The organism is Pantoea sp. SGAir0180, assembly GCF_043546245.1.
Window position 1 is genome coordinate 1,131,066 of the sequence record NZ_CP028071.1, and the last position, 20,207, is coordinate 1,151,272.

Below are 20,207 nucleotides of genomic sequence, written 5' to 3' on the forward strand. Positions count from 1 at the left end.
GAAAGCAAAATGACATTTCATATTCGTACCATGACCTCAGACGATATCCCTCAGGTTCACGCCATGAGCCAGGCACTTAACTGGCCGCACCGTCGCGAGGACTGGGCGATCGGCATCCAGCTTGGCGAAGGCGTAGTGATTGAAGAGCAGGGCGAGGTCATCGGCAGCGCGATTCTGTGGCGCTGGGGTGACGAGGCCGCCACCATTGGCTTGGTCATTGTGGCCAATCAGCATCAGGGCCGGGGACTGGGCAAGCAGCTGATGCTGGCGCTGCTGGAAAAAGTCCCCGGCTATAACGTACGTCTGCACGCTACCGACATGGGCAAGGGCCTTTACGAGAAACTGGGTTTTGTGGCCTGCGGCAACATTCTCCAGTACCAAACGCCATCACTGAGCAGCGTGCCGGCCGTGCCCATCCCGGCGGGGTTAACTCTGTCTGCCGCCACCGCCGACGACCAGGACAGGCTGGTGCAGATGGACCAGGCGGCGCATGGGCTGTACCGCCCTGAACTTATTGCGCATCTTATTAACGATAACCAGACCGTTATTTTGCAGGACGACGCACAACAGGCGCGCGGGTTTGCCAGCCTGCGCCGTTTTGGCCGCGGCTGGGTGATTGGTCCGGTGATCGCGGACAGTTTACCGGTGGCACAGGCACTGACCGCCGCGTTAATGCAGGGCCTGAAAGGGGAATATCTGCGCATGGACACCGACGCCGCGCTGCCGATGGCCAGCTGGCTTGAAAGTCTTGGACTGGCCAATGTGGATGCCCCGGTCACCATGGTACGTGGCCAGGTGTGGGCACCACAGGGCATGCAGGCGTTTGGCTTAATGACCCAGGCGATGGCCTGATGCATATCGTGTACAAATCGGAGCCCCAGCGTGGCCTTTACTGGCAGCGCTGGCTGGCGGCGCATGCGCCGGATATCCACTTACATCTCTGGCCCGAAACGGGTGAGCCGGAGCAGGTGGAGGCGGTGATCGCCTGGGTGCCGCCGGACGATGTGACCCGCCGGTTTCCCAACCTGAAAATTCTGTTTTCTGTCGGTGCCGGGGCGGAACAGTTCGATCTGTCCGCGCTTCCTGCGCACCTGCCGTTAGTGAGGATGATTGAACCCGGGCTGACGCAGGGCATGGTGGAATACATTACCTTCGCCGTGCTGGGACTGCATCGCGATATGCCGCGCTATTTCCAGCAACAGCGTGCGCAACAGTGGCAGGCGCATTCAGCCGTGCCCGCCAGCGAACGGCGCGTAGGGATCATGGGACTCGGCGAACTGGGACGCGCCGCACTGACCCAGCTTCAGACGTTAGGCTTTGACTGCGGCGGCTGGAGCCGGACGCCCCATCAGATACCGGGCGCAGCCTGCTGGCACGGTGACGCGCAGCTGCCCGCGTTTCTGACTCGCAGCGACATTCTGGTGTGCCTGTTACCACTGACGCCCAGCACAGAGGGCCTGCTCAATGCCAGACTGTTCAGCCAGTTGCCCGCCGGGGCCGCGCTGGTGCAGGTCGGACGCGGACCGCAGCTTAACGAACAGGATTTGCTGACCGCGCTGGACAGCGGTCAGTTACGGGCCGCGGTGATTGACGTAACGGAGCCGGAACCGCTCCCTGCCGGTCATGCGTTCTGGACCCATCCCGCCATCTGGCTCACGCCCCACATTGCCAGCCGCACACAAAACGACAGCGCGGTGAGCGCACTGGTGGCCAACCTGCGACGTTTTCAGCGCGGTGAGCCGCTGCACGGCGTTATCGATCGTTCACGAGGATATTAAGATGGACCATTTAGTGGCGTTGCGCCGGGATCTGCACCGTAACCCGGAGCTGGGATTTCAGGAGCAGCGTACCAGCGACATTGTTGCCCGCTTTTTACACGATCTGGGCATTGAAGTGCATCGTGGCATCGGTAAAACCGGCGTCGTGGGCATACTGAAGAAAGGCACAAATTCGCGCATAATTGGGTTGCGTGCCGATATGGATGCGCTTCCTATGCAGGATAAAGGCGAGGTCGCCTGGAGCAGCCTGCAACAAAACCGCAGCCATGCCTGTGGTCATGATGGCCACACGACCATGTTGCTGGGCGCAGCGGAGAAACTGGCGCGTGACGTTGCGTTTGACGGTACGGTGTGTTTTATCTTTCAACCGGCAGAAGAGGGGCTGGCGGGCGCGAAGGCTATGATCGACGATGGCCTGTTTGAACGCTTTCCCTGCGATGCCGTGTATGCGCTGCATAACTGGCCCGAGCTGCCGCTTGGGGAGATTCAAACCCGTCCGGGGCCGATTATGGCGGCAGCCGACCGTTTTGATATCACCGTCAAAGGCGCAGGCGGTCATGCTGCCCAGCCTCATCTGACCCATGACACGCTGTTGGCGCTGAGCGAGCTGGTGGTCCAGCTCAACACGCTGGTGCCACGGGCACTCGATCCCTGCGAACCGGCTCTGCTGACCGTGACGCGCATGCAGGGCGGTTTCTCCCACAATATGATCCCTGCGGAAGCCAACATCACCGGTACGGTGCGCACCTTTAATCCCGCGGCGCAGGACATCATCGAATCACGCCTGCGGCAGATGGCAGAACACATCGCGGCCGCGCACGGCTTACAGGCTGAGGTGAACTATCTGCGCTATTACCCGGCCACGATCAACAGTGATGCGGAAGCGACTCAGGCACTCGCCGCCCTGCAGGCCGCAGGTATGCAGGCACGCCTCGCGGCTCAGCCCGCGCTCACCTCAGAAGATTTTGCTTTTATGTTGCAGGCCAAACCCGGCGCCTATCTGTGGATCGGCTCCGCGCCCTGCAAGCCGCTGCACCATGCGGCCTATGACTTTAACGACGCGTTGATACCGCATGGAATACGGGCATTTATCACGCTGGCCTGCCACGGGCTGGGGGCAACATTTCCTTGCTGAAACCTGTGGGATTTTAACACTTAATGCCGCTACTGGCGGAATTACGGCACCGTCATCGCTCAACAGATTGCGATACTTAAGCCAACCGAACACGACGTGGATGAGGTAGAGAAATGCAGAATGTCCTGGCAGAACAGCAAACTTATTCGGATAACAGCCTGTTGCTGGATGTCCGAGAACACCATGTGCCGCGTGGCATCGTTACCGCACATCCGCTGGTGATCGAACGCGCGAAAGGCAGCGAAGTATGGGATGTGGAAGGGAACCGCTATCTGGATTTCGTGGGCGGCATCGGCGTACTGAACGTCGGTCATAACCATCCTGCGGTCGTTAATGCCGTGACCCGTCAGCTCGGCCTGGTGTCGCATGCCTGTTTTCAGGTTGTGGCCTATCCCGGCTATATCGAACTGGCACAGCGCCTCAATAAGCTGGTCGGCGGTGAAGATCATTATAAAAGTGTTTTCTTCACCAGCGGCGCAGAAGCCGTCGAGAATGCGGTAAAAATTGCGCGAGCTTATACGCAACGTCCCGGCATTATCGCCTTTGACGGTGCCTTCCACGGTCGTACCTTGCTGGGCGTCACGCTGACCGGCATGTCTGCGCCGTACAAACAGAATTTCGGTCCGTTCCCGAGTGATGTGTATCGTCTGCCGTTCCCGAATCCGTTGCACGGTGTCACAGAGGCCGACTGTCTGAAGGCGCTGGAGCAACTGTTTGCGGTGCAGATTCTGCCGGAGCGCGTGGCCGCCATTATCATTGAACCGGTGCAGGGCGATGGCGGCTTCTTACCGGCCGGTCCCGCGTTTATGCAGGCCCTGCGCCGCATTACCACCCAGCACGGCATTGTGTTGATCTGTGATGAAATCCAGAGCGGCTTTGGCCGTACCGGCACCATGTTTGCCTTCCAGCAACTCGGCATCAAACCGGATTTAGTCACGACGGCGAAGAGTCTGGCGGGCGGGTTGCCGATTTCGGGCGTGGTAGGTAAAGCCGAGATCATGGACAGCCCGGCGCCGGGCGGACTGGGCGGGACCTATGGCGGTAACGCGCTGGCCTGTGCGGCGGCCCTCGCGGTACTGGATATCTTTGAGCAGGAAAATCTGCTGGCGCGTTCTTGTCAGTTAGGTGAGCAACTGAATCAGCGTCTGCGTCAGCTGGCAGACAAGTATGCCTGTATTGGCGATGTGCGCGGCGTAGGTTTTATGCAGGCCGTTGAGATTCTGGATGTGGACACACATAAACCCGACAGTGCACTGACGCAAAAGATCCTCGACTGCGCCTGTCAGGAAGGGTTGCTGCTGATTAAATGTGGCTTGCATCGCAATACCATTCGTTTCCTTGCACCGTTAGTGACCACCGATTCGCAACTTGAAGAGGCGCTGCATATTTTCGATATCGCGCTGGCGCGGGCGACCGGTCGTTTGTAACAGCACTGGCCCTCATTGACAAGGCAGCCACCCGGGATGCGGTCCACCAGGCCGCAACCGGGTGTCACGCTGGCGCATTTTTTGCAAAGCGTGATAAGCCCGGGATTTTTTGTGTTACAAAAAAGTAGCGCAGTTGTTATTTTAAAAGGCGTATTTTACGGGGTAATAAAAGTGCGCTTTGCGCGAGTACACAGCGTATTTCTGGGTAGTCACGAACGTCCAGTACAGCGGTAAACAATGAGGGGTGCTATGAACGGCTTAATGAAACTCGATCGCATCGATATCAATATTCTGGTGCAACTACAAAAAGATGGCCGTATCAGCAACGTTAATCTCGCCGATGCCGTCGGGCTTTCCCCGAGCCCTTGCCTGCAACGCGTCAAGCGCCTGGAACAGGCGGGATTCATCACGGGCTATGAAGCGCACGTTAATCTCACCAAAATTACCGATTCCGTCACCGTCTTTACCGAAGTCACGCTTAACGGACACCGCCGCGAAGACTTTATGAAGTTTGAAGCTGCGATGCGTGATGTCGATGAGCTGATGGAGTGTCATCTGATTACCGGCGGTTACGATTACCTTCTGCGCTTTATCACCCGCAGTATTGAGCACTACCAGGACGTGATTGAGAAGATGCTCGATGCCCAAATCGGCATTGATAAATACTTCAGCTACATCGTGATCAAATCCCCGGTCATGAAAAGCAGCGTACCGCTACGGTCGTTGATCAGTAAACATAACTCCATGGAATTTGGCGTGTAATCGCGTTGCAGCGCGCCGGCTTAACCGCCGCACGCGCTGTGTCTGTCCCGGCATCAGGCCGCCAGGATTTGGATCTTAATACCGCTGGCGGAAAAGACGGGCCGCGCACGATAGCCCTCAACGGTGATCTGTTCAAACCGCCCCGAACGCGCAGCGGCATCGATCAGCGGGATCACCTCGCCGAGTTTCGGCTGATAGCCTTTCACAAACCGCACGACGAGCGTGCCGCCCGCCGCCAGCGGCCCCCGAATCGCCAACTGTCCTCCGCCTTTGCCATCAATGTCCAGCTCAAGACGAGCATTCGGTCTGGCCGTAAAGTGACGTTTGATCTGCACGGGCGACGCCGCGCGAATACGCACGGCACCCTGGCTACCGACATACACATCCCCCTTGCCAAAGGCATGCACGGAGCCGGCTTCAAGCGTGCCGCCATCTACCTGGGTGCCGCCGCTGTAATGATTATTCCCCACAAGCTGTAACGTACCTGACCCCTGCAAGGTGAGCTTGCCTGCGCCGCTAATAGCATTGCGCCAGCTGTCACGCTGGTTAAAACCGCCTTTGCTCGCATCCATCGCCACCTGTACATTGCCGTTAAACTGGCCATAGCCGTCGGCAGCGGCCACCAGATTCAGACGGCCCCAGCCCTCCGCATCGTCCATGACAGGATAACCGGAGGCAATCTCGGTGGTTTTCAGCACGACCCGGCGCTGTGAAGCCGTCAGATAAGGAAAACGGGTTTCCAGTAAGATCTCCGCGCCTTTGGGCACGACGGGTGGACGCTGACGTGATGCGATGGGCGTAAAGCCGAATGTCATGCGACGTCGCGCTTCAGCACGGTTGGTGGCGGGATCGGCAAAGCGATCGGCCTGCAACGGTGCTGCGTGGGCAAAGACCCGCAAAGCCTCTGGCGTAGTGCCGGTTCGTTGTAACAAGGTCTGGTGCGCCTGTGCAAATGCGCGCAGGGCCTCATCATGGTAAGCCGTGAGGTTGGCGGTTGCGACAGCCAGCGCCAGCATGCGACCGCCAATGACATCCAGTGGTGAGTGCATCCCGGCAATAATACGATTTTCGCCCAGTTCCATACCGCGGCTGATCATCGCCTGAAAGCGTTCAGGCACCAGCCAGGCCATGGCGATGGCATCTCTGATGGCTTCTGCCGTATGGCCGCTGATGAACCCGCCATCGGTCGCTGGCGTCGGGCTCTCGGCAGGCACCAGTGCGGGCACGACAACCACCTCTGATCGCCAACGGTAGGGACGGGCATATTTGTAGAAGCGTTTCGCCGGTTCGGTAGAGGCGTTGTTGCCCATCTCATTCAGAAAATCGACCACCAGCCCAAAGTCGTGATTGCTTTCCTGAGTGCCTGCGCCGGTATTGTTGCCCTTATCCACGTAAAGCACACGGCTGGCATCAGCCGGAATGCGGGTAATCGAAGTGACCTGTTGGGCGGCGCTACGCCAGACGGAGGTCAACGGTCCCAGGCCATCAGTGACGCTGTAGCCCTTGGCACGGCGGTCATCAAAATAGGCTGCTGCGGCCTGCGCAGGCGAACGATGGGCGGTGGCCTTTACCACGTATTTCAGGTTGGCATCCAGCACATGCCGGTTGAGCACGGTGCCACAAACGGGTGGCTTGTCAGGTAGCCCCGTGCAGTCCGAAGGTGTAATGGCCGGAAAACCGTCACGCGCCGGGGCTGTGACGCCCGCATCGACCCGCAGGGTACGCGGACGCCACAGGGTCAGAAACCCGGACACCACGCGCACGCCCGCATTGGTATTAAGCGTGGCAAAGTGGGCATCGCCGCGCTGGTTGGTGGCGATTGTATCCACAAAAGCCGGCACGTTGGGGGGAGGTGCACTGTCACTGAAGCCCGGATCCGCAGGCGGCGGTGCCGCCAGTGCATTATTCATTAGAACAGGCAGCAGCACCGCGCCCGTCAACCGTGTCAGAAACGTGCCAAAACGCATCACCGCAGGCATAGCGAAAACCTTCGACAAAAGAGTGGGGCGCTATTGTGTCAGGGCAGCGTTAATCACGCATGACACTTCTGTGATGTTTTGACGCTGCGCTGTGTTTCCAGAAACAGGATGAAAGTTTCCCATTCTTTGTGCAACCCTGCCCTGAGGCAGTGCCTGAAAAAGCATCAATCCTGCCAACGATAGCACGCAATTGGATCATAAGAATTCGATCTTGTATCCAAGGCCGTATCCAGACGGACATTCAGCGTATGCGCCCGGCTGAATGCATTTTCTGGCATGCATCATGCAGCATCAGCGGGATAAGAAAGGGTTGTGGCGAAGGCAGTGCACTGCCCCAAAAGGCATCAATGCCTGACCACGACCGGTGAGGGCAACAGGGCTGTTTTCCCTGAGAAACGTAAGTGAGGACAACCGGTGCTTCGGCACATAACCGTAATTTCACCCTAACCCAGGAATTCCTCAATGAAAAAACACGCTACCCCGACGCTGGAGCAGGAATTTGAGCACGAACCCGTGCCGCTCTCGCACCGTCATCCTACCCGGTCAGTTTCCGCCGTCTGGTTTGGTTTCCCAATGATTCTGACTAACGCGCTGTTTGGCGGCATTATTACCTGGCATCTCGGCTTCTGGCCGGCGCTGTTAGCGATCCTGATGGGGAATCTGGTGCTGTTTGCCTATGTCGGCGCATTAAGCTGGTTTGCAGGCAATACCGGGATGAATTTCGCATTGCAGGCTAAGCGCACGTTCGGCAGTAAAGGCTATATCCTCGTGTCGGGCTTTTTGTCGACTGTGGTGATCGGCTGGTATGCCTTCCAGACCGGACTGACGGGCACGGTCATTCATGAAACGTTTGGCTGGAACGCGCTGGGTGTGACGGCGTTTTCCATGGTGCTGTTTACTGCCGTGACCTTTTTGGGTGTGCGCGCGCTCTCAGTGCTGGGCATGATTGCCGCGCCCCTGTTTGTGATACTGGGTTTTGTGGCGCTTTATTTCATTGGCCAGACCCATGACTTTGCCAGCATGTTTCACTGGACAGGCAGCCCGTCGGTAGCAGGGGCCATGAGCATGGGCACGGCGGTGACGATGGTTGTCGCCGGGTTTGCCGACTCGGGCACGATGACGGCTGACTTCACCCGCTGGTCGAAGAATGGTCTGGCGGGCGTGATCGCCGCTTTCTCGGCGTTTCCACTGGCCAATATGATTGCCTACCTGTTTGGCGTGGTGGTGGTTTCCGTCGGTGCCGCTGTGGATCCGTTAACCAATGGCGGCAACTTCCTGCCGATGCTGATGGGCCATGGCCAGCTGCTGACGGTCGCGGCCTTCCTGTTTGTCTTTATCAATCTGGGCTCGGTGTGTACTCACTGTCTTTACAATGGTGCAGTCGGTTTCAGTCATCTGTTCAACAGTAAGATGCGTCGCTGGACGCTGATTCTGGGCATTACCGGCGGACTGCTGGCGTTAGCGGGCGTGTGGTCGTATTTCCTGGCATGGTTAAGCCTGCTGGGCGTAGTCGTGCCGCCTTTCGGTGCGGTGATGATTGTCGATCTGATCTTTATGGCGAAAATCAGTGGGAAACGTGCGCCGCAGCGTTTTCGTGGCGTGGCCTTTGCCGCCTGGGCGCTGGGGAGCCTGTGTGCCGTCATCGCTCATCTCGCGTTCCCACAGTTTGGCGAAGCGGTGATTGGTCTGGTCACCGCCGCACTCAGTTACACCCTGATGATGAAATTACGTGCCCCGGCACCGTTAATGGAGAAAAAGAATGCCTGAGTACAGCGTGAATTCAACGCCTTATCCCTGGCCGTTTGACGGCCACTTCAGCCCCGCCGATACCGCGCTGCTGGTGATTGATATGCAGACTGATTTTTGCGGTAAAGGCGGCTACGTTGACACTATGGGTTATGACATCAGCCTGACGCGTGCGCCAGTCGAACCCCTTAAAGTGTTGCTGGCGCGGATGCGGGCACTGCAGTTCCCGATTATTCACACTCGGGAAGGGCATCGCGCGGATCTGAGTGACTTGCCGGCCAACAAACGCTGGCGTTCTGCCCGAATGCACGCAGAGATTGGCAGTTCAGGGCCCTGCGGGCGCATCCTGGTACGCGGTGAACCCGGTTGGGAGATTATTCCTGAACTGGCGCCATTACCGGGTGAGGTCATTATCGATAAGCCGGGCAAAGGCTCGTTTTATGCGACCGATCTGGAGCTGGTGCTGCGCAGTCGCGGGATTCGCAACCTGATCATTACCGGCATTACCACCGATGTCTGTGTCCATACCACGTTGCGCGAGGCTAATGACCGGGGCTATGAATGTCTGGTGTTAGCCGACTGCTGTGGCGCGACGGAGCAGCGCCATCATGAAGCGGCCCTCAGTATGATTCATATGCAAGGCGGTATATTTGGTGCGGTTGCCACCTCGGCCGCGCTGCTGGATACCCTGGGTCAGCCGTAGTTCGGTAAGGTGCTCGTCTGTTGTGATGGCAGGCGGGCACAAATTCATTTTTACGTCACCGCGTCGTCACCTCTCTGTCATCTGATCCCGTCACGCTGTAGCCATCCCGCAGCCCACCGGCTGCGAAATCCCCCCTTACGCTGTGAGGATTTATTTGTGATGGAGTTATCCAGACATCCGACCACTGTGTATCAGGCCGTTGCGGCGCAACTGGAGCAGGCTGTTCAGGAGCGTTATCGCAGTGGTGACTACCTTCCTTCGGAGCAACAGCTGGCCGATCACTATGCCGTTAACCGCCACACCTTACGTCGGGCGGTTGATGAACTGGTGAATAAAGGGTTGCTGCAGCGTCGCCACGGCGTCGGCATTTTGGTGTTAATGCGCCCGTATGATTATCCGCTCCATGCGCAGGCCCGCTTCAGCCAGAACTTACTGGAACAGGGCAGCGATCCCACCAGTGAGCGCCTGCTGGCCGTATTGCGTCCTGCCAGTACAGACGTCGCGGCCGCATTAGGCGTGAACGAAGGCGACAACGTCATTCATCTGCGCACGCTGCGCCGGGTCAATGGCCTGCCGGTGTGCCTGATTAATCACTTCCTGCCCGACCTCAGTTGGTGGCCGCAGCTACAACGCTTTACCAGCGGCTCGCTCCACGACTTCCTGCGGCAGCACACCGGCAAGCAGCTGGTGCGCACGCAAACGCGCATCAGCACCCGTCGGGCTCAGGCCAAAGAGTGCAAGCAGCTGGAGATCGCACTGCATTCCCCCTTGTTGTGCGTGCGCACCCTGAATAAAACCACCGATGGTGCGATGGCGGAGTACTCCGTCAGCCTGACGCGTGGCGACATGATTGAACTCACTCTGGAGCACGAATGAAACAGCAAGCGGCACGCCAGCACTGGCTTTCGGTGTTGGCCCACAGTAGCGCCGCCGAGCTTGACGCGCTCTGGCAGCCGCTCAACCTTACGCCGGCATTTACGCTGATCCGACCGGCTGAAATTGGCCTGACACGGTTGCAGGCCCGCATGGGCGCGACGGGCAAACGTTTTGTGATGGGCGATGCCACCATCACGCGCGCGGTCGTCCGGCTAAACGATGGCACCCTGGGCTACAGCTACCTGCTGGGCCGGGATAAAGCCCACGCCGAGCGCTGTGCCCTGATGGATGCGCTGTTGCAGCAGACGGGCACCGCCGAGCTGTTACAGGAAAAGATTATTACCCCACTGGCGGCCTTACGCGACGAGCAGCGTCAGCTGCGTGCACGTGAAATCGCCAGTAGCAAAGTGGACTTCTTTACGCTGGTACGCGGAGACAATGAATGACTTTACTGGCAAGTTTTCATCACCCGGTTGCGGATGCGCAGCATGCTTTTCGCCGCATTCTGAAAGCCATGAGCGAACCCGGCGTTATGGTATCGCTGCCGCTGCAACAGGGCTGGGGCGCACTTTCTCCCGCCGCCACTGCCGTGCTGCTGACCCTGGTCGATCAGGAAAGCCCCCTATGGCTGGACCCACAGGTCGATAATCAGACGCTGCGCGATAACCTGCGTTTTCATACCGGCGCACCGATTACCGACAGCAGTGATGCGGCATTTGCGTTAAGTCACGCGACCGCTCAGCCTAACCCGGCCGACTTTTCCGCGGGCGACAACCTGGCACCTGAGAAAAGCACCACGCTGATTATTGAGGTACCTGCGCTGAACGGTGGCCTGGCATTACGGTTGACAGGGCCGGGGCTGCGCGAAGCACGCGCCATTGCGCCACAACTGCCGGAAAGCGTGATCGACTACCTGCGTGCCCGCCCGCATCCGTTTCCTCAGGGTGTGGATCTCATCTTTACCTGTGGCGAAGCGATGATGGCGGTGCCACGGACAACCCACGTTGAGGTGTGCTCATGTACGTAGCCGTGAAAGGGGGCGAAAAAGCCATTGCTAACGCCCATCACCTGCAGGCGGATGTGCGGCGCGGCGATCGCGCGGTGCCTGAATTATCCTGCGACCAGGTCGCGCAGCAGCTCGGTCTGGCGGTAGATCGGGTGATGACGGAAGGTGGCATTTACGATCCCGCGCTGGCGGCGCTGGCGATTAAGCAGGCCAGCGGCGATCTGGTGGAGGCCATTTTCCTGCTGCGTGCCTATCGCACAACCCTGCCGCGGCTAGCGCAAAGCACGCCGTTAGCTACGGGTAGCATGCGAATCGAGCGACGCATCTCGGCGGTGTATAAGGATTTACCCGGCGGTCAGGTGTTGGGCCCGACCTACGATTACAGTCACCGTCTGCTGGACTTTACGTTGATAGCAAATGGCGAAACACCGCCGCCGCCGCGCAGTGAGCAGGCGCTGCCGGAACACTGTCCGCATATGTTCAGCATGATGAGCGAGGAAGGCTTTGCGGAGGCAGAACGCGACGATGGCAGCGAACCCACGGATATCACCCGTGAGCCGATGGGCTTTCCCGCCTCGCGCGCGGCACGTCTTCAGCAACTGGTGCGCGGCGACGAAGGGTTTCTGCTGTCGCTGGGCTATTCCACGCAGCGTGGCTATGGCCGCACGCACCCCTTTGCCGGTGAAATCCGTACCGGATACGTCAGCGTCAGCATTTGCCCCGAAGAGCTGGGTTTTGAACTGGAGATCGGGGAAATGCTGCTGACCGAATGCGAAATGGTCAACGGTTTTACGCACGACGGCGAAAGCGCCCCGCACTTTACGCGGGGTTATGGCCTGGTCTTTGGCCGGGCTGAACGTAAAGCCATGTCCATGGCGCTGGTGGATCGGGCGCTACAGACGCGTGAACACCATGAACGCATTACCAGCCCGGCGCAGGACGAGGAGTTTGTGCTGTCCCATGCGGATAACGTCGAAGCTGCAGGTTTTGTGTCCCACTTAAAACTGCCGCACTACGTCGATTTCCAGGCGGAACTGGAACTGCTGAAACGTCTGCGCCAGGACTATCAGGAGCAGCAAAATGGCTGAACTCAGCGGCTATAACAACGGCTATCTTGACGAACAAACCAAACGTACGATCCGACGCGCCATCCTGAAAGCCGTGGCGATTCCCGGCTATCAGGTGCCGTTTGCCGGACGTGAAATGCCGATGCCTTATGGCTGGGGCACCGGCGGCATTCAAATTACCGCCAGCGTGATTGGCGACAAAGACGTTCTGAAAGTTATCGACCAGGGCGCGGACGATACCACCAATGCGGTCTCGATCCGCCGTTTCTTTCAGCGCGTCAGCGGTGCGGCGACGACCGAGCGCACAGTGGATGCCACGCTGATCCAGACGCGCCACCGTATTCCGGAAACGCCGCTGCAAGAAGATCAGATCCTGATTTTCCAGGTGCCGATTCCCGAGCCGCTGCGCTTTATTGAGCCTCGCGAAACGGAAACCCGCACCATGCATGCGCTGGAAGAGTACGGCATTATGCAGGTCAAACTGTACGAAGATATCGCCCGTTTTGGTCACATCGCCACCACCTATGCCTATCCGGTAAAGGTCAACGATCGCTATGTGATGGATCCGTCGCCGATCCCCAAATTCGATAACCCCAAGATGCACATGATGCCCGCGCTCCAGCTGTTTGGTGCCGGTCGTGAAAAACGCATCTATGCCTTGCCGCCCTATACCAAAGTTGAAAGCCTCGATTTCGACGATCATCCCTTCACCGTGCAGCAGTGGGACGAACCCTGTGCGCTCTGTGGTTCGCGCCACAGCTATCTGGATGAGGTGGTGATGGACGACCAGGGCACGCGCATGTTTGTGTGCTCCGATACCGATTTTTGCCACCAGCAGCAGGAACAACACCATGCACAGTGAACAACCGCTGCTCGCGGTGAACAACCTTACGCATCTGTATGCGCCAGGAAAAGGCTTTGAAGACGTCAGTTTTGATCTCTATCCGGGCGAGGTTCTGGGTATCGTCGGGGAATCCGGATCGGGCAAAACCACCCTGTTGCGTAGCCTGTCAGCGCGGCTGGCACCGCAGGCGGGCGCGATTCACTATCTGCAACGCGATCTGTATCAAATGAGCGAAAGCGACCGCCGCCGCTTACTGCGCACGGCGTGGGGCGTGGTCCACCAGCACCCGCTGGAAGGTTTGCGCCCTCAGGTCACGGCGGGCGGCAATATCGGCGAGCGCCTGATGGCCGTCGGTCACCGCCATTACGGCGAAATCCGCGCGCAAGCCAGCCACTGGCTGCAGGCGGTGGAAATCGCGGCTAACCGCATCGATGATCTGCCGACAACCTTTTCCGGCGGCATGCAGCAGCGTCTGCAGATCGCCCGCAATCTGGTCACCCAGCCGAAGCTGGTGTTTATGGATGAACCGACCGGCGGCCTGGACGTTTCGGTGCAGGCACGGTTACTGGATCTGCTGCGTACGCTGGTGCGGGAACTCAATCTGGCGGTGGTGATTGTGACGCACGATCTGGGCGTGGCGCGCCTGCTGGCGCATCGCCTGCTGGTGATGAAGCAGGGCCGGGTGGTGGAAAGTGGCTTAACTGACCGCGTGCTGGATGACCCGCATCATCCTTACACGCAACTGCTGGTTTCATCGGTGCTCAACTAATGGCGACGGCGACTATGAAAACGCAACTGCGCGTAGAAAATTTGTGCAAAACCTTTGTGATGCACAATCAAAACGGGGCGGCGCTGCCGGTATTACAGGATGCCTGCCTGGACGTCAGTCAGGGCGAATGCGTGGTACTGCACGGGCATTCCGGCAGCGGGAAATCCACCCTGCTGCGTGCCCTGTACGGTAACTATCAGGCCAACAGCGGCCACATCTGGGTACAGCATCAGGGCGAGTGGGTGGATATGGCGCAGGCACCGGCCCGTCAGATTATTGCCATTCGTCGCGATACTATCGGCTGGGTCAGTCAGTTTCTGCGCGTCATCCCGCGCGTGCCGACGCTGGAGATCGTGATGCAGCCGTTGCTGGAGCGCGGTGTGGAACGCGGCTTTTGTGAAGCCCGCGCGAAAGAGCTGCTGACGCGACTTAACGTCCCGCAGCGCCTCTGGTCTCTGGCCCCCTCAACCTTTTCGGGAGGCGAGCAGCAGCGCGTCAATATCGCCCGTGGCTTTATCGCGGACTATCCGGTGTTGTTACTGGACGAACCCACGGCGTCACTCGACAGTGTCAACAGTGCTGCGGTCGTGGGCCTGATTGAGCAGGCGCGTGAACGCGGCGCGGCAATCGTGGGGATCTTTCATGATGAAGCGGTGCGGGAACGTGTGGCCGATCGCCTGCACGTCATGCAGCCCTTCAAAACAGGGGCAGAAGCATGATCATCAATAACGTAAAGCTGGTGCTGGAAAATGAGGTTGTTGCCGGTTCGCTGGAGTTTCGCGAAGACCGTATTACCAACTTTAGCGAAACGAACAGCCAGCTGGCCAGTGCGCTGGATGGCGAAGGCGCGTATCTGCTGCCGGGCCTGGTGGAGTTGCATACCGATAACCTGGACAAATTTTTCACCCCACGGCCTAAAGTCGACTGGCCGGCGCACTCGGCGATGAGCAGCCACGATGCGCTGATGGTGGCCAGCGGCATCACCACCGTGCTGGATGCTATCGGCGTGGGGGATGTGCGTGATGGCGGCCACCGACTGGAAAATCTCAGTAAAATGATTGGCGCGATTCGTGACAGCAACCAAAAGGGGCTTAATCGCGCGGAGCATTTACTGCATCTGCGCTGTGAGCTGCCGCATCATACAACGCTGCCGCTGTTTGAAGCCTTGCTGTCCTCACCTGAGCTGTCGCTGGTGTCGCTGATGGATCACTCACCCGGCCAGCGTCAGTATGCGTCGCTGGAAAAGTACCGGGAATACTACCAGGGAAAATACCAGCTGAATGATGAGCAGATGGATGCGTTTGAGCGCGAGCAACTGGAACTGGCCGAGGCCTGGTCACAGCCTAATCGTCTGGCGATTGCCGCGCTGTGCCGCGATCACGGCATCGCGATCGCCAGTCATGACGATGCGACTGTTGACCATGTCGAAGAGTCGCACGCCGTGGGCAGTGCGATTGCCGAGTTTCCCACCACGCTGGAGGCGGCGAAAGCTTCGCGCTACCGCAACATGCAGGTGTTAATGGGCGCGCCCAACATTGTTCGCGGCGGTTCGCATTCCGGCAACGTGGCCGCCTGGGAGCTGGCCGCTCACGGCATGCTGGATATCCTGTCGTCGGACTACTATCCCGCCAGCCTGCTGGATGCGGCGTTCCGCCTGGCCGCCGATGAGCGCAATACGCTCTCTTTGCCTCAGGCCATTGCGCTGGTAACGTGCAATCCGGCACGTGCGCTGGGGCTGGAAGATCGTGGCGTGATCAGCGAAGGCTGCCGCGCCGACCTGGTCCTGGCGCATACTCAACATGGCCATCCCCATATTCGCCATGTCTGGTGTAAAGGTCGGCAGGTGTACTGATGGCCCGGCTCATCTGGCTTATCGGCCCGTCCGGTTCAGGCAAAGACAGCCTGCTGGACCGGCTGCGCGAGGCACCGCCTGAGGGCTTGCTGATTGCTCATCGCTATATTACGCGCCCCCATGATGTAGGGGGCGAAAACCATATCGCCCTGACGGAAGCGGAATTTATCCGGCGTGATGCGCTGGGGTTATTTGCCGTCAGCTGGCAGGCGCACGGTTTTTATTACGGCGTGGGCAGTGAAATCGACCACTGGCTGGCGTGCGGGCAAAACGTGCTGGTCAACGGATCGCGCCAGCATCTGGAACACGTCCGGGCACGTTACGGCACGCGACTGTTACCGCTATGCCTTGAGGTGTCGTCTGCGGTACTGGCCGCACGGTTACGTCAGCGTGGCCGTGAGAGCGAAGCGGCGATCGCCCAACGGCTGGCACGGGCTGCCCGGCATCAGCCAGAAGGCTGCCTGCGGCTGAATAACGATGGCGCACTCGAAGAGACCGTACAACAGTTACGTCAGCTGCTGGAGGGCGCCTCATGAAACTGACCCTGCTCGGTACGGGCGGCGTAACCGGGGCTCCCGTGTTCGGTTGTGACTGTGGCGCCTGTTTGCGCGCCCGTCAGTCTGCCCGTTATCGCCGCGCGCCTACAAGCGCGTTAATCGAAGCCGGACGTGAACGTATTTTACTGGATGCGGGCTTACCCTTGCTGGCAGAACGGTTTCAGCCTGAGGATATCAACCGGATTCTGCTGACGCACTATCACATGGATCATGTGCAGGGCTTATTTACCCTGCGCTGGGGCAAAGGGAAACCGATTCCCGTCTGGGGGCCGCCGGATGAAAAGGGCTGTGACGACTTGTTTAAACATCCCGGCTTACTGGATTTCCGGCCCGCGTTAACTCCCTTCGTGGCCCAGTCATTTGGCGACCTGCGGGTGACGCCCTTACCACTCCAGCATTCACGGCTTACGCATGGCTATCTGTTTGACTGGCACGGTGCCCGGCTGGCCTGGCTGTGTGATACCTGCGGTCTGCCGCCGGATACCGCGGATTTCCTTCGTGGGCAAACGCTGGACCACCTGGTGGTGGACTGCAACGATCCCCCCGGTCAGGGTGGGCGTAACCATAACGATGTGACCGCGGCCCTGACCATCATCGAGGCACTGAAACCCCACCAGGCCTGGCTGATTCATCTGAGTCACGATATGGACAACTGGCTGGCCGAGCATCCGCTACCGGCCTCGGTGCAGGCGGCGCATGACGGCCTGTCGCTGTCTCTGGACGCCGTTTTGCCTGTCATCGTTTAATCACATAACCGTAATACAGCTTTCATCCCCGGTGTTCTTAATATAGCGGTCTCTCGTCAGGTTCCTGCTGCGTGAGCAGGGCCTGCTGTCCCTGCTGCCAGCAAAGGCACTGAGCAACAGGTGCGGGCCAGACAGGGTAATGAAGCCCCGGATTCAGCGTCGGGTGCACAGAACGTTAACTGGAACAACGGAGAACATCATGGCACAGGCACTGCTGAAAACGGTGGTCGATAACGTCACGTCGTTGACCCACTCCGGCGGGCAAAAAGTGTTATCTGTTCAGGGATTGAGCAAAGCCTACGGTAGCAACAAGGTCCTCGATAATGTCAGTTTCGATTTGCATGCGGGTGAATTAGTGGCGGTGATTGGTCGCTCTGGCGCAGGCAAATCGACATTGCTGCATATGCTGAACGGCACCATTTCGGCCTCGCAGGGCGCAATCATCAGCCTGCATCACGGCGAAGCCGATCGCAATGTGGTCAACCTCAGTAGCCGCCAGATGCGCGAATGGCGTGCGCAGTGCGGCATGATTTTTCAGGATTTCTGCCTGGTGCCGCGTCTTGACGTGCTGACCAACGTGCTGCTGGGTCGTCTCAGCCAGACGTCGACGCTGAAATCGTTTTTCAAAGTCTTCTCTGACGCCGACCGCGCCCGCGCGATTCAACTGCTGGAGTGGATGAACATGCTACCGCAGGCGTTACAGCGTGCCGAAAACCTTTCAGGTGGACAAATGCAGCGCGTGGCGATCTGTCGGGCGCTGATGCAAAACCCCAAAATTCTGCTGGCCGACGAACCGGTTGCCTCTCTCGATCCCAAAAATACCACCCGCATTATGGACGTTCTGCGCCAGGTGAGTGAACAGGGCATCAGCGTGATGGTTAACCTGCACTCGATCGAGCTGGTGAAAAGTTACTGCACCCGCGTCATCGGGATTCAACGCGGTGTGGTGCTCTTTGACGGCCATCCTTCTGACCTGACCGACGGCCTGCTGCATCAGCTGTACGGCGATGAATTCAACCAGATCCACTAACTATCACAGCAAGAGAACAAGGCTAATGAAAATCAAAGCTTTCGCGTTATTGACTACGGCACTGCTTACCTTTGGCGTTAATGCAGCGGATGCACCTAAAGAACTGAATCTGGGCATTTTGGGCGGTCAGAACGCCACCCAGCAGATTGGTGATAACCAGTGTGTGAAATCCTTCTTTGATAAAGAACTGCACGTGGATACCAAAATCCGCAACTCGTCCGACTATTCCGGCGTAATTCAGGGCCTGCTGGGTGGCAAAGTGGATCTGGTGCTGAGCATGTCGCCGTCGTCTTACGCCTCGGTGTATATTCAGGACCCGAAAGCTGTCGATTTAGTCGGCATTGTCGTGGATGACAAAGATCAGTCTCGCGGTTATCACTCTGTCGTGATTGTGAAAGCTGACAGTCCTTACAAAAAGCTGGAAGATTTGAAAGGCAAATCGTTTGGGATGGCCGATCCGGATTCCACGTCAGGCTTCCTGGTACCCAATCAGGCCTTTAAAAAGCTGTTTGGCGGCAACATCGACAACAAATACAACAATTTCTTTTCCAGCGTAACCTTCTCCGGTGGTCATGAGCAGGACATCCTGGGCGTGCTAAATAATCAGTTCGACGGCGCCGTCACCTGGACCTCCATGGTGGGGGATTACAATACGGGCTACACCTCGGGTGCGTTTGGCCGCCTGATCCGTATGGATCATCCTGACCTGATGAAACAAATCCGCATCATCTGGCAGTCACCGTTAATTCCTAACGGGCCTATCCTCGTGAGCAATAAACTGCCCGCCGATTTCAAAGCGAAAGTGATTGCTGCCATCAAAAAACTGGATAAAGACGACCACGCCTGTTTCACCAAAGCCGTGGGCGGCCAGCAGCACATTGGCAAAACCTCTGTGGCTGACTTCCAGAACATCATCGACATGAAGCGCGAGCTGATGAAAGGCGCGCGCGGCTAACGGTAAAGCCGTTGGCGTTGAGCCAGCGAGCCGCCCGCCGGGGTGCGGGCGGCCCGCTATCACAGACAGATTTCCCTTTCTCTGCTGACTTTGCCACACATCAATCTGAGAACACCGCCGTGACCGACTTCGAACGCTATTATCAACGTATCCGCCGCCAACAGAAGCGTGACTCGCTCGTCTGGTCACTGGTGCTGGTGGGGCTTTACCTGGCGGCGGCGAATATGGCCGAGTTCAATCTCGTGACCATCTGGCAATCCTTACCGCACTTTTTTGATTATCTGCACGAAATCATGCCCGTATTGCATCTGCCGGTGTTATTTGCGGATGGCAAGACAGAAGGTTCGCTGGCTTACTGGGGCTATCGTCTGAATATCCAGCTGCCGTTGATATGGGAAACATTGCAGCTGGCGCTGGCCTCCACGCTGATTGCGGTGGTGATAGCGGGCGTGCTGGCCTTCTTTGCGGCCGATAACACACAAACGCCAGCCAGTCTGCGCATGGCGATTCGCGCTTTTGTCGCCTTTCTACGCACCATGCCGGAACTGGCCTGGGCGGTGATGTTTGTAATGGCATTTGGCATCGGAGCGATTCCCGGCTTTCTGGCGCTGGCGCTGCACACCATTGGCAGCCTGACCAAGCTGTTTTATGAAGCCATCGAGTCCGCCTCGGATAAACCGGTGCGCGGGCTGGCGGCCTGCGGTGCCAGCAAACTGCAACGGATGCGCTATGCCTTCTGGCCGCAGGTGAAGCCGGTTTTTCTGTCATACAGCTTTATGCGCCTGGAAGTTAATTTCCGTTCGTCGACCATCCTGGGGCTGGTGGGGGCGGGCGGCATTGGTCAGGAGTTAATGACCAATATTAAACTGGATCGCTTTGATCAGGTCAGCATGACGCTGCTGCTGATTTTGATTGTGGTCTCGCTACTGGACACCGTTTCTGGCCGCCTGCGCCGTCGCGTTGTGGAGGAATAAT

At 58.3% G+C, this 20,207-nt stretch carries 21 protein-coding genes; 20 read left to right on the top strand and 1 reads right to left on the bottom strand.

The features are described 5' to 3' along the window. The first annotated feature begins 9 nt into the window (after nucleotides 1-9). The 5 genes from C1N58_RS05315 to C1N58_RS05335 all read left to right on the top strand — a co-directional run bounded on the left by C1N58_RS05315 (nucleotide 10) and on the right by C1N58_RS05335 (nucleotide 5,102). Nucleotides 10-852 (top strand): GNAT family N-acetyltransferase, encoded by an 843-nt coding sequence (locus tag C1N58_RS05315; RefSeq protein WP_039338046.1) that lies wholly within the window; start codon nucleotides 10-12, stop codon nucleotides 850-852. Then, nucleotides 852-1,778: a 2-hydroxyacid dehydrogenase gene (locus C1N58_RS05320; RefSeq protein WP_394564661.1), complete on the top strand. Its 927-nt coding sequence runs from the start codon at nucleotides 852-854 to the stop codon at nucleotides 1,776-1,778. The genes C1N58_RS05315 and C1N58_RS05320 overlap by 1 nt, the downstream gene beginning before the upstream one ends. Before the next feature lies 1 nt (nucleotide 1,779). Further along, entirely contained in the window at nucleotides 1,780-2,913 is a 1,134-nt protein-coding gene (locus C1N58_RS05325; RefSeq protein WP_054633531.1) for a M20 aminoacylase family protein, read from the top strand. 113 nt (nucleotides 2,914-3,026) lie between these two features. Beyond that, a complete protein-coding gene (gene gabT / locus C1N58_RS05330) occupies nucleotides 3,027-4,340 on the top strand; it encodes a 4-aminobutyrate--2-oxoglutarate transaminase (protein ID WP_033740353.1) in 1,314 nt (437 codons plus the stop codon). 249 nt (nucleotides 4,341-4,589) lie between these two features. Continuing rightward, nucleotides 4,590-5,102 (top strand): Lrp/AsnC family transcriptional regulator, encoded by a 513-nt coding sequence (locus C1N58_RS05335; RefSeq protein WP_054633532.1) that lies wholly within the window; start codon nucleotides 4,590-4,592, stop codon nucleotides 5,100-5,102. A gap of 53 nt (nucleotides 5,103-5,155) precedes the next feature. Here the strand turns inward: C1N58_RS05335 and C1N58_RS05340 are convergent, their stop codons facing one another. Continuing rightward, nucleotides 5,156-7,081 (bottom strand): phosphatase PAP2 family protein, encoded by a 1,926-nt coding sequence (locus C1N58_RS05340; protein ID WP_054633533.1) that lies wholly within the window; start codon nucleotides 7,079-7,081, stop codon nucleotides 5,156-5,158. Between the two features lie 462 nt (nucleotides 7,082-7,543). Here C1N58_RS05340 and C1N58_RS05345 point away from each other — a divergent pair, with 462 nt between their 5' ends. From C1N58_RS05345 to phnE, 15 genes are all read left to right on the top strand, one after another. After that, nucleotides 7,544-8,848, top strand: coding sequence for a purine-cytosine permease family protein (locus C1N58_RS05345; RefSeq protein WP_054633534.1), 1,305 nt, complete (start codon nucleotides 7,544-7,546; stop codon nucleotides 8,846-8,848). After that, entirely contained in the window at nucleotides 8,841-9,530 is a 690-nt protein-coding gene (locus C1N58_RS05350) for a biuret amidohydrolase (RefSeq protein ID WP_054633535.1), read from the top strand. Before C1N58_RS05345 ends, C1N58_RS05350 begins: the two co-directional genes overlap by 8 nt. A 159-nt stretch (nucleotides 9,531-9,689) precedes the next feature. Then, entirely contained in the window at nucleotides 9,690-10,406 is a 717-nt protein-coding gene (phnF, locus tag C1N58_RS05355; RefSeq protein ID WP_006119641.1) for a phosphonate metabolism transcriptional regulator PhnF, read from the top strand. Further along, on the top strand, nucleotides 10,403-10,852 hold the full coding sequence (gene phnG, locus C1N58_RS05360; RefSeq protein WP_054633536.1) for a phosphonate C-P lyase system protein PhnG: 450 nt from the start codon (nucleotides 10,403-10,405) through the stop codon (nucleotides 10,850-10,852). The genes phnF and phnG overlap by 4 nt, the downstream gene beginning before the upstream one ends. Continuing rightward, nucleotides 10,849-11,433 (top strand): phosphonate C-P lyase system protein PhnH, encoded by a 585-nt coding sequence (gene phnH, locus C1N58_RS05365; protein ID WP_033739495.1) that lies wholly within the window; start codon nucleotides 10,849-10,851, stop codon nucleotides 11,431-11,433. Before phnG ends, phnH begins: the two co-directional genes overlap by 4 nt. Beyond that, entirely contained in the window at nucleotides 11,424-12,500 is a 1,077-nt protein-coding gene (locus tag C1N58_RS05370) for a carbon-phosphorus lyase complex subunit PhnI (protein ID WP_054633537.1), read from the top strand. The genes phnH and C1N58_RS05370 overlap by 10 nt, the downstream gene beginning before the upstream one ends. Continuing rightward, complete coding sequence (locus C1N58_RS05375; RefSeq protein WP_006119637.1) at nucleotides 12,493-13,341, top strand: alpha-D-ribose 1-methylphosphonate 5-phosphate C-P-lyase PhnJ; 849 nt, start codon at nucleotides 12,493-12,495, stop codon at nucleotides 13,339-13,341. Before C1N58_RS05370 ends, C1N58_RS05375 begins: the two co-directional genes overlap by 8 nt. Continuing rightward, nucleotides 13,331-14,092 carry a phosphonate C-P lyase system protein PhnK gene (gene phnK, locus C1N58_RS05380; RefSeq protein ID WP_006119636.1) on the top strand — a complete coding sequence of 254 codons (762 nt, stop codon included), beginning with the start codon at nucleotides 13,331-13,333 and terminating at the stop codon, nucleotides 14,090-14,092. The genes C1N58_RS05375 and phnK overlap by 11 nt, the downstream gene beginning before the upstream one ends. After that, nucleotides 14,092-14,811, top strand: a complete 720-nt coding sequence (phnL, locus tag C1N58_RS05385; RefSeq protein ID WP_054633538.1) for a phosphonate C-P lyase system protein PhnL — start codon at nucleotides 14,092-14,094, stop codon at nucleotides 14,809-14,811. The genes phnK and phnL overlap by 1 nt, the downstream gene beginning before the upstream one ends. Beyond that, a complete protein-coding gene (phnM, locus tag C1N58_RS05390) occupies nucleotides 14,808-15,944 on the top strand; it encodes an alpha-D-ribose 1-methylphosphonate 5-triphosphate diphosphatase (RefSeq protein WP_039338201.1) in 1,137 nt (378 codons plus the stop codon). Before phnL ends, phnM begins: the two co-directional genes overlap by 4 nt. Beyond that, nucleotides 15,944-16,480 (top strand): ribose 1,5-bisphosphokinase, encoded by a 537-nt coding sequence (gene phnN, locus C1N58_RS05395; RefSeq protein ID WP_394550519.1) that lies wholly within the window; start codon nucleotides 15,944-15,946, stop codon nucleotides 16,478-16,480. The genes phnM and phnN overlap by 1 nt, the downstream gene beginning before the upstream one ends. Further along, nucleotides 16,477-17,247 carry a phosphonate metabolism protein PhnP gene (gene phnP / locus C1N58_RS05400; protein WP_039338203.1) on the top strand — a complete coding sequence of 257 codons (771 nt, stop codon included), beginning with the start codon at nucleotides 16,477-16,479 and terminating at the stop codon, nucleotides 17,245-17,247. The genes phnN and phnP overlap by 4 nt, the downstream gene beginning before the upstream one ends. Nucleotides 17,248-17,446: 199 nt before the next feature. After that, complete coding sequence (gene phnC / locus C1N58_RS05405; protein WP_006119631.1) at nucleotides 17,447-18,277, top strand: phosphonate ABC transporter ATP-binding protein; 831 nt, start codon at nucleotides 17,447-17,449, stop codon at nucleotides 18,275-18,277. Between the two features lie 25 nt (nucleotides 18,278-18,302). Further along, a complete protein-coding gene (gene phnD / locus C1N58_RS05410) occupies nucleotides 18,303-19,232 on the top strand; it encodes a phosphonate ABC transporter substrate-binding protein (RefSeq protein WP_054633541.1) in 930 nt (309 codons plus the stop codon). A 119-nt stretch (nucleotides 19,233-19,351) separates the two neighbouring features. Further along, a complete protein-coding gene (gene phnE, locus C1N58_RS05415) occupies nucleotides 19,352-20,206 on the top strand; it encodes a phosphonate ABC transporter, permease protein PhnE (protein WP_033739498.1) in 855 nt (284 codons plus the stop codon). The last annotated feature ends 1 nt before the right edge of the window (nucleotide 20,207 follow it).

Excerpts from the sequence above, each read along its gene's own strand:
- C1N58_RS05315 (WP_039338046.1), top strand. The coding sequence starts at position 10 with ATGACATTTCATATTCGTACCATGACCTCAGACGATATCCCTCAGGTT.
- C1N58_RS05320 (WP_394564661.1), top strand. The coding sequence starts at position 852 with ATGCATATCGTGTACAAATCGGAGCCCCAGCGTGGCCTTTACTGGCAG.
- C1N58_RS05325 (WP_054633531.1), top strand. The coding sequence starts at position 1,780 with ATGGACCATTTAGTGGCGTTGCGCCGGGATCTGCACCGTAACCCGGAG.
- gabT (WP_033740353.1), top strand. The coding sequence starts at position 3,027 with ATGCAGAATGTCCTGGCAGAACAGCAAACTTATTCGGATAACAGCCTG.
- C1N58_RS05335 (WP_054633532.1), top strand. The coding sequence starts at position 4,590 with ATGAACGGCTTAATGAAACTCGATCGCATCGATATCAATATTCTGGTG.
- C1N58_RS05340 (WP_054633533.1), bottom strand. The coding sequence starts at position 7,081 with ATGCCTGCGGTGATGCGTTTTGGCACGTTTCTGACACGGTTGACGGGC.
- C1N58_RS05345 (WP_054633534.1), top strand. The coding sequence starts at position 7,544 with ATGAAAAAACACGCTACCCCGACGCTGGAGCAGGAATTTGAGCACGAA.
- C1N58_RS05350 (WP_054633535.1), top strand. The coding sequence starts at position 8,841 with ATGCCTGAGTACAGCGTGAATTCAACGCCTTATCCCTGGCCGTTTGAC.
- phnF (WP_006119641.1), top strand. The coding sequence starts at position 9,690 with ATGGAGTTATCCAGACATCCGACCACTGTGTATCAGGCCGTTGCGGCG.
- phnG (WP_054633536.1), top strand. The coding sequence starts at position 10,403 with ATGAAACAGCAAGCGGCACGCCAGCACTGGCTTTCGGTGTTGGCCCAC.
- phnH (WP_033739495.1), top strand. The coding sequence starts at position 10,849 with ATGACTTTACTGGCAAGTTTTCATCACCCGGTTGCGGATGCGCAGCAT.
- C1N58_RS05370 (WP_054633537.1), top strand. The coding sequence starts at position 11,424 with ATGTACGTAGCCGTGAAAGGGGGCGAAAAAGCCATTGCTAACGCCCAT.
- C1N58_RS05375 (WP_006119637.1), top strand. The coding sequence starts at position 12,493 with ATGGCTGAACTCAGCGGCTATAACAACGGCTATCTTGACGAACAAACC.
- phnK (WP_006119636.1), top strand. The coding sequence starts at position 13,331 with ATGCACAGTGAACAACCGCTGCTCGCGGTGAACAACCTTACGCATCTG.
- phnL (WP_054633538.1), top strand. The coding sequence starts at position 14,092 with ATGGCGACGGCGACTATGAAAACGCAACTGCGCGTAGAAAATTTGTGC.
- phnM (WP_039338201.1), top strand. The coding sequence starts at position 14,808 with ATGATCATCAATAACGTAAAGCTGGTGCTGGAAAATGAGGTTGTTGCC.
- phnN (WP_394550519.1), top strand. The coding sequence starts at position 15,944 with ATGGCCCGGCTCATCTGGCTTATCGGCCCGTCCGGTTCAGGCAAAGAC.
- phnP (WP_039338203.1), top strand. The coding sequence starts at position 16,477 with ATGAAACTGACCCTGCTCGGTACGGGCGGCGTAACCGGGGCTCCCGTG.
- phnC (WP_006119631.1), top strand. The coding sequence starts at position 17,447 with ATGGCACAGGCACTGCTGAAAACGGTGGTCGATAACGTCACGTCGTTG.
- phnD (WP_054633541.1), top strand. The coding sequence starts at position 18,303 with ATGAAAATCAAAGCTTTCGCGTTATTGACTACGGCACTGCTTACCTTT.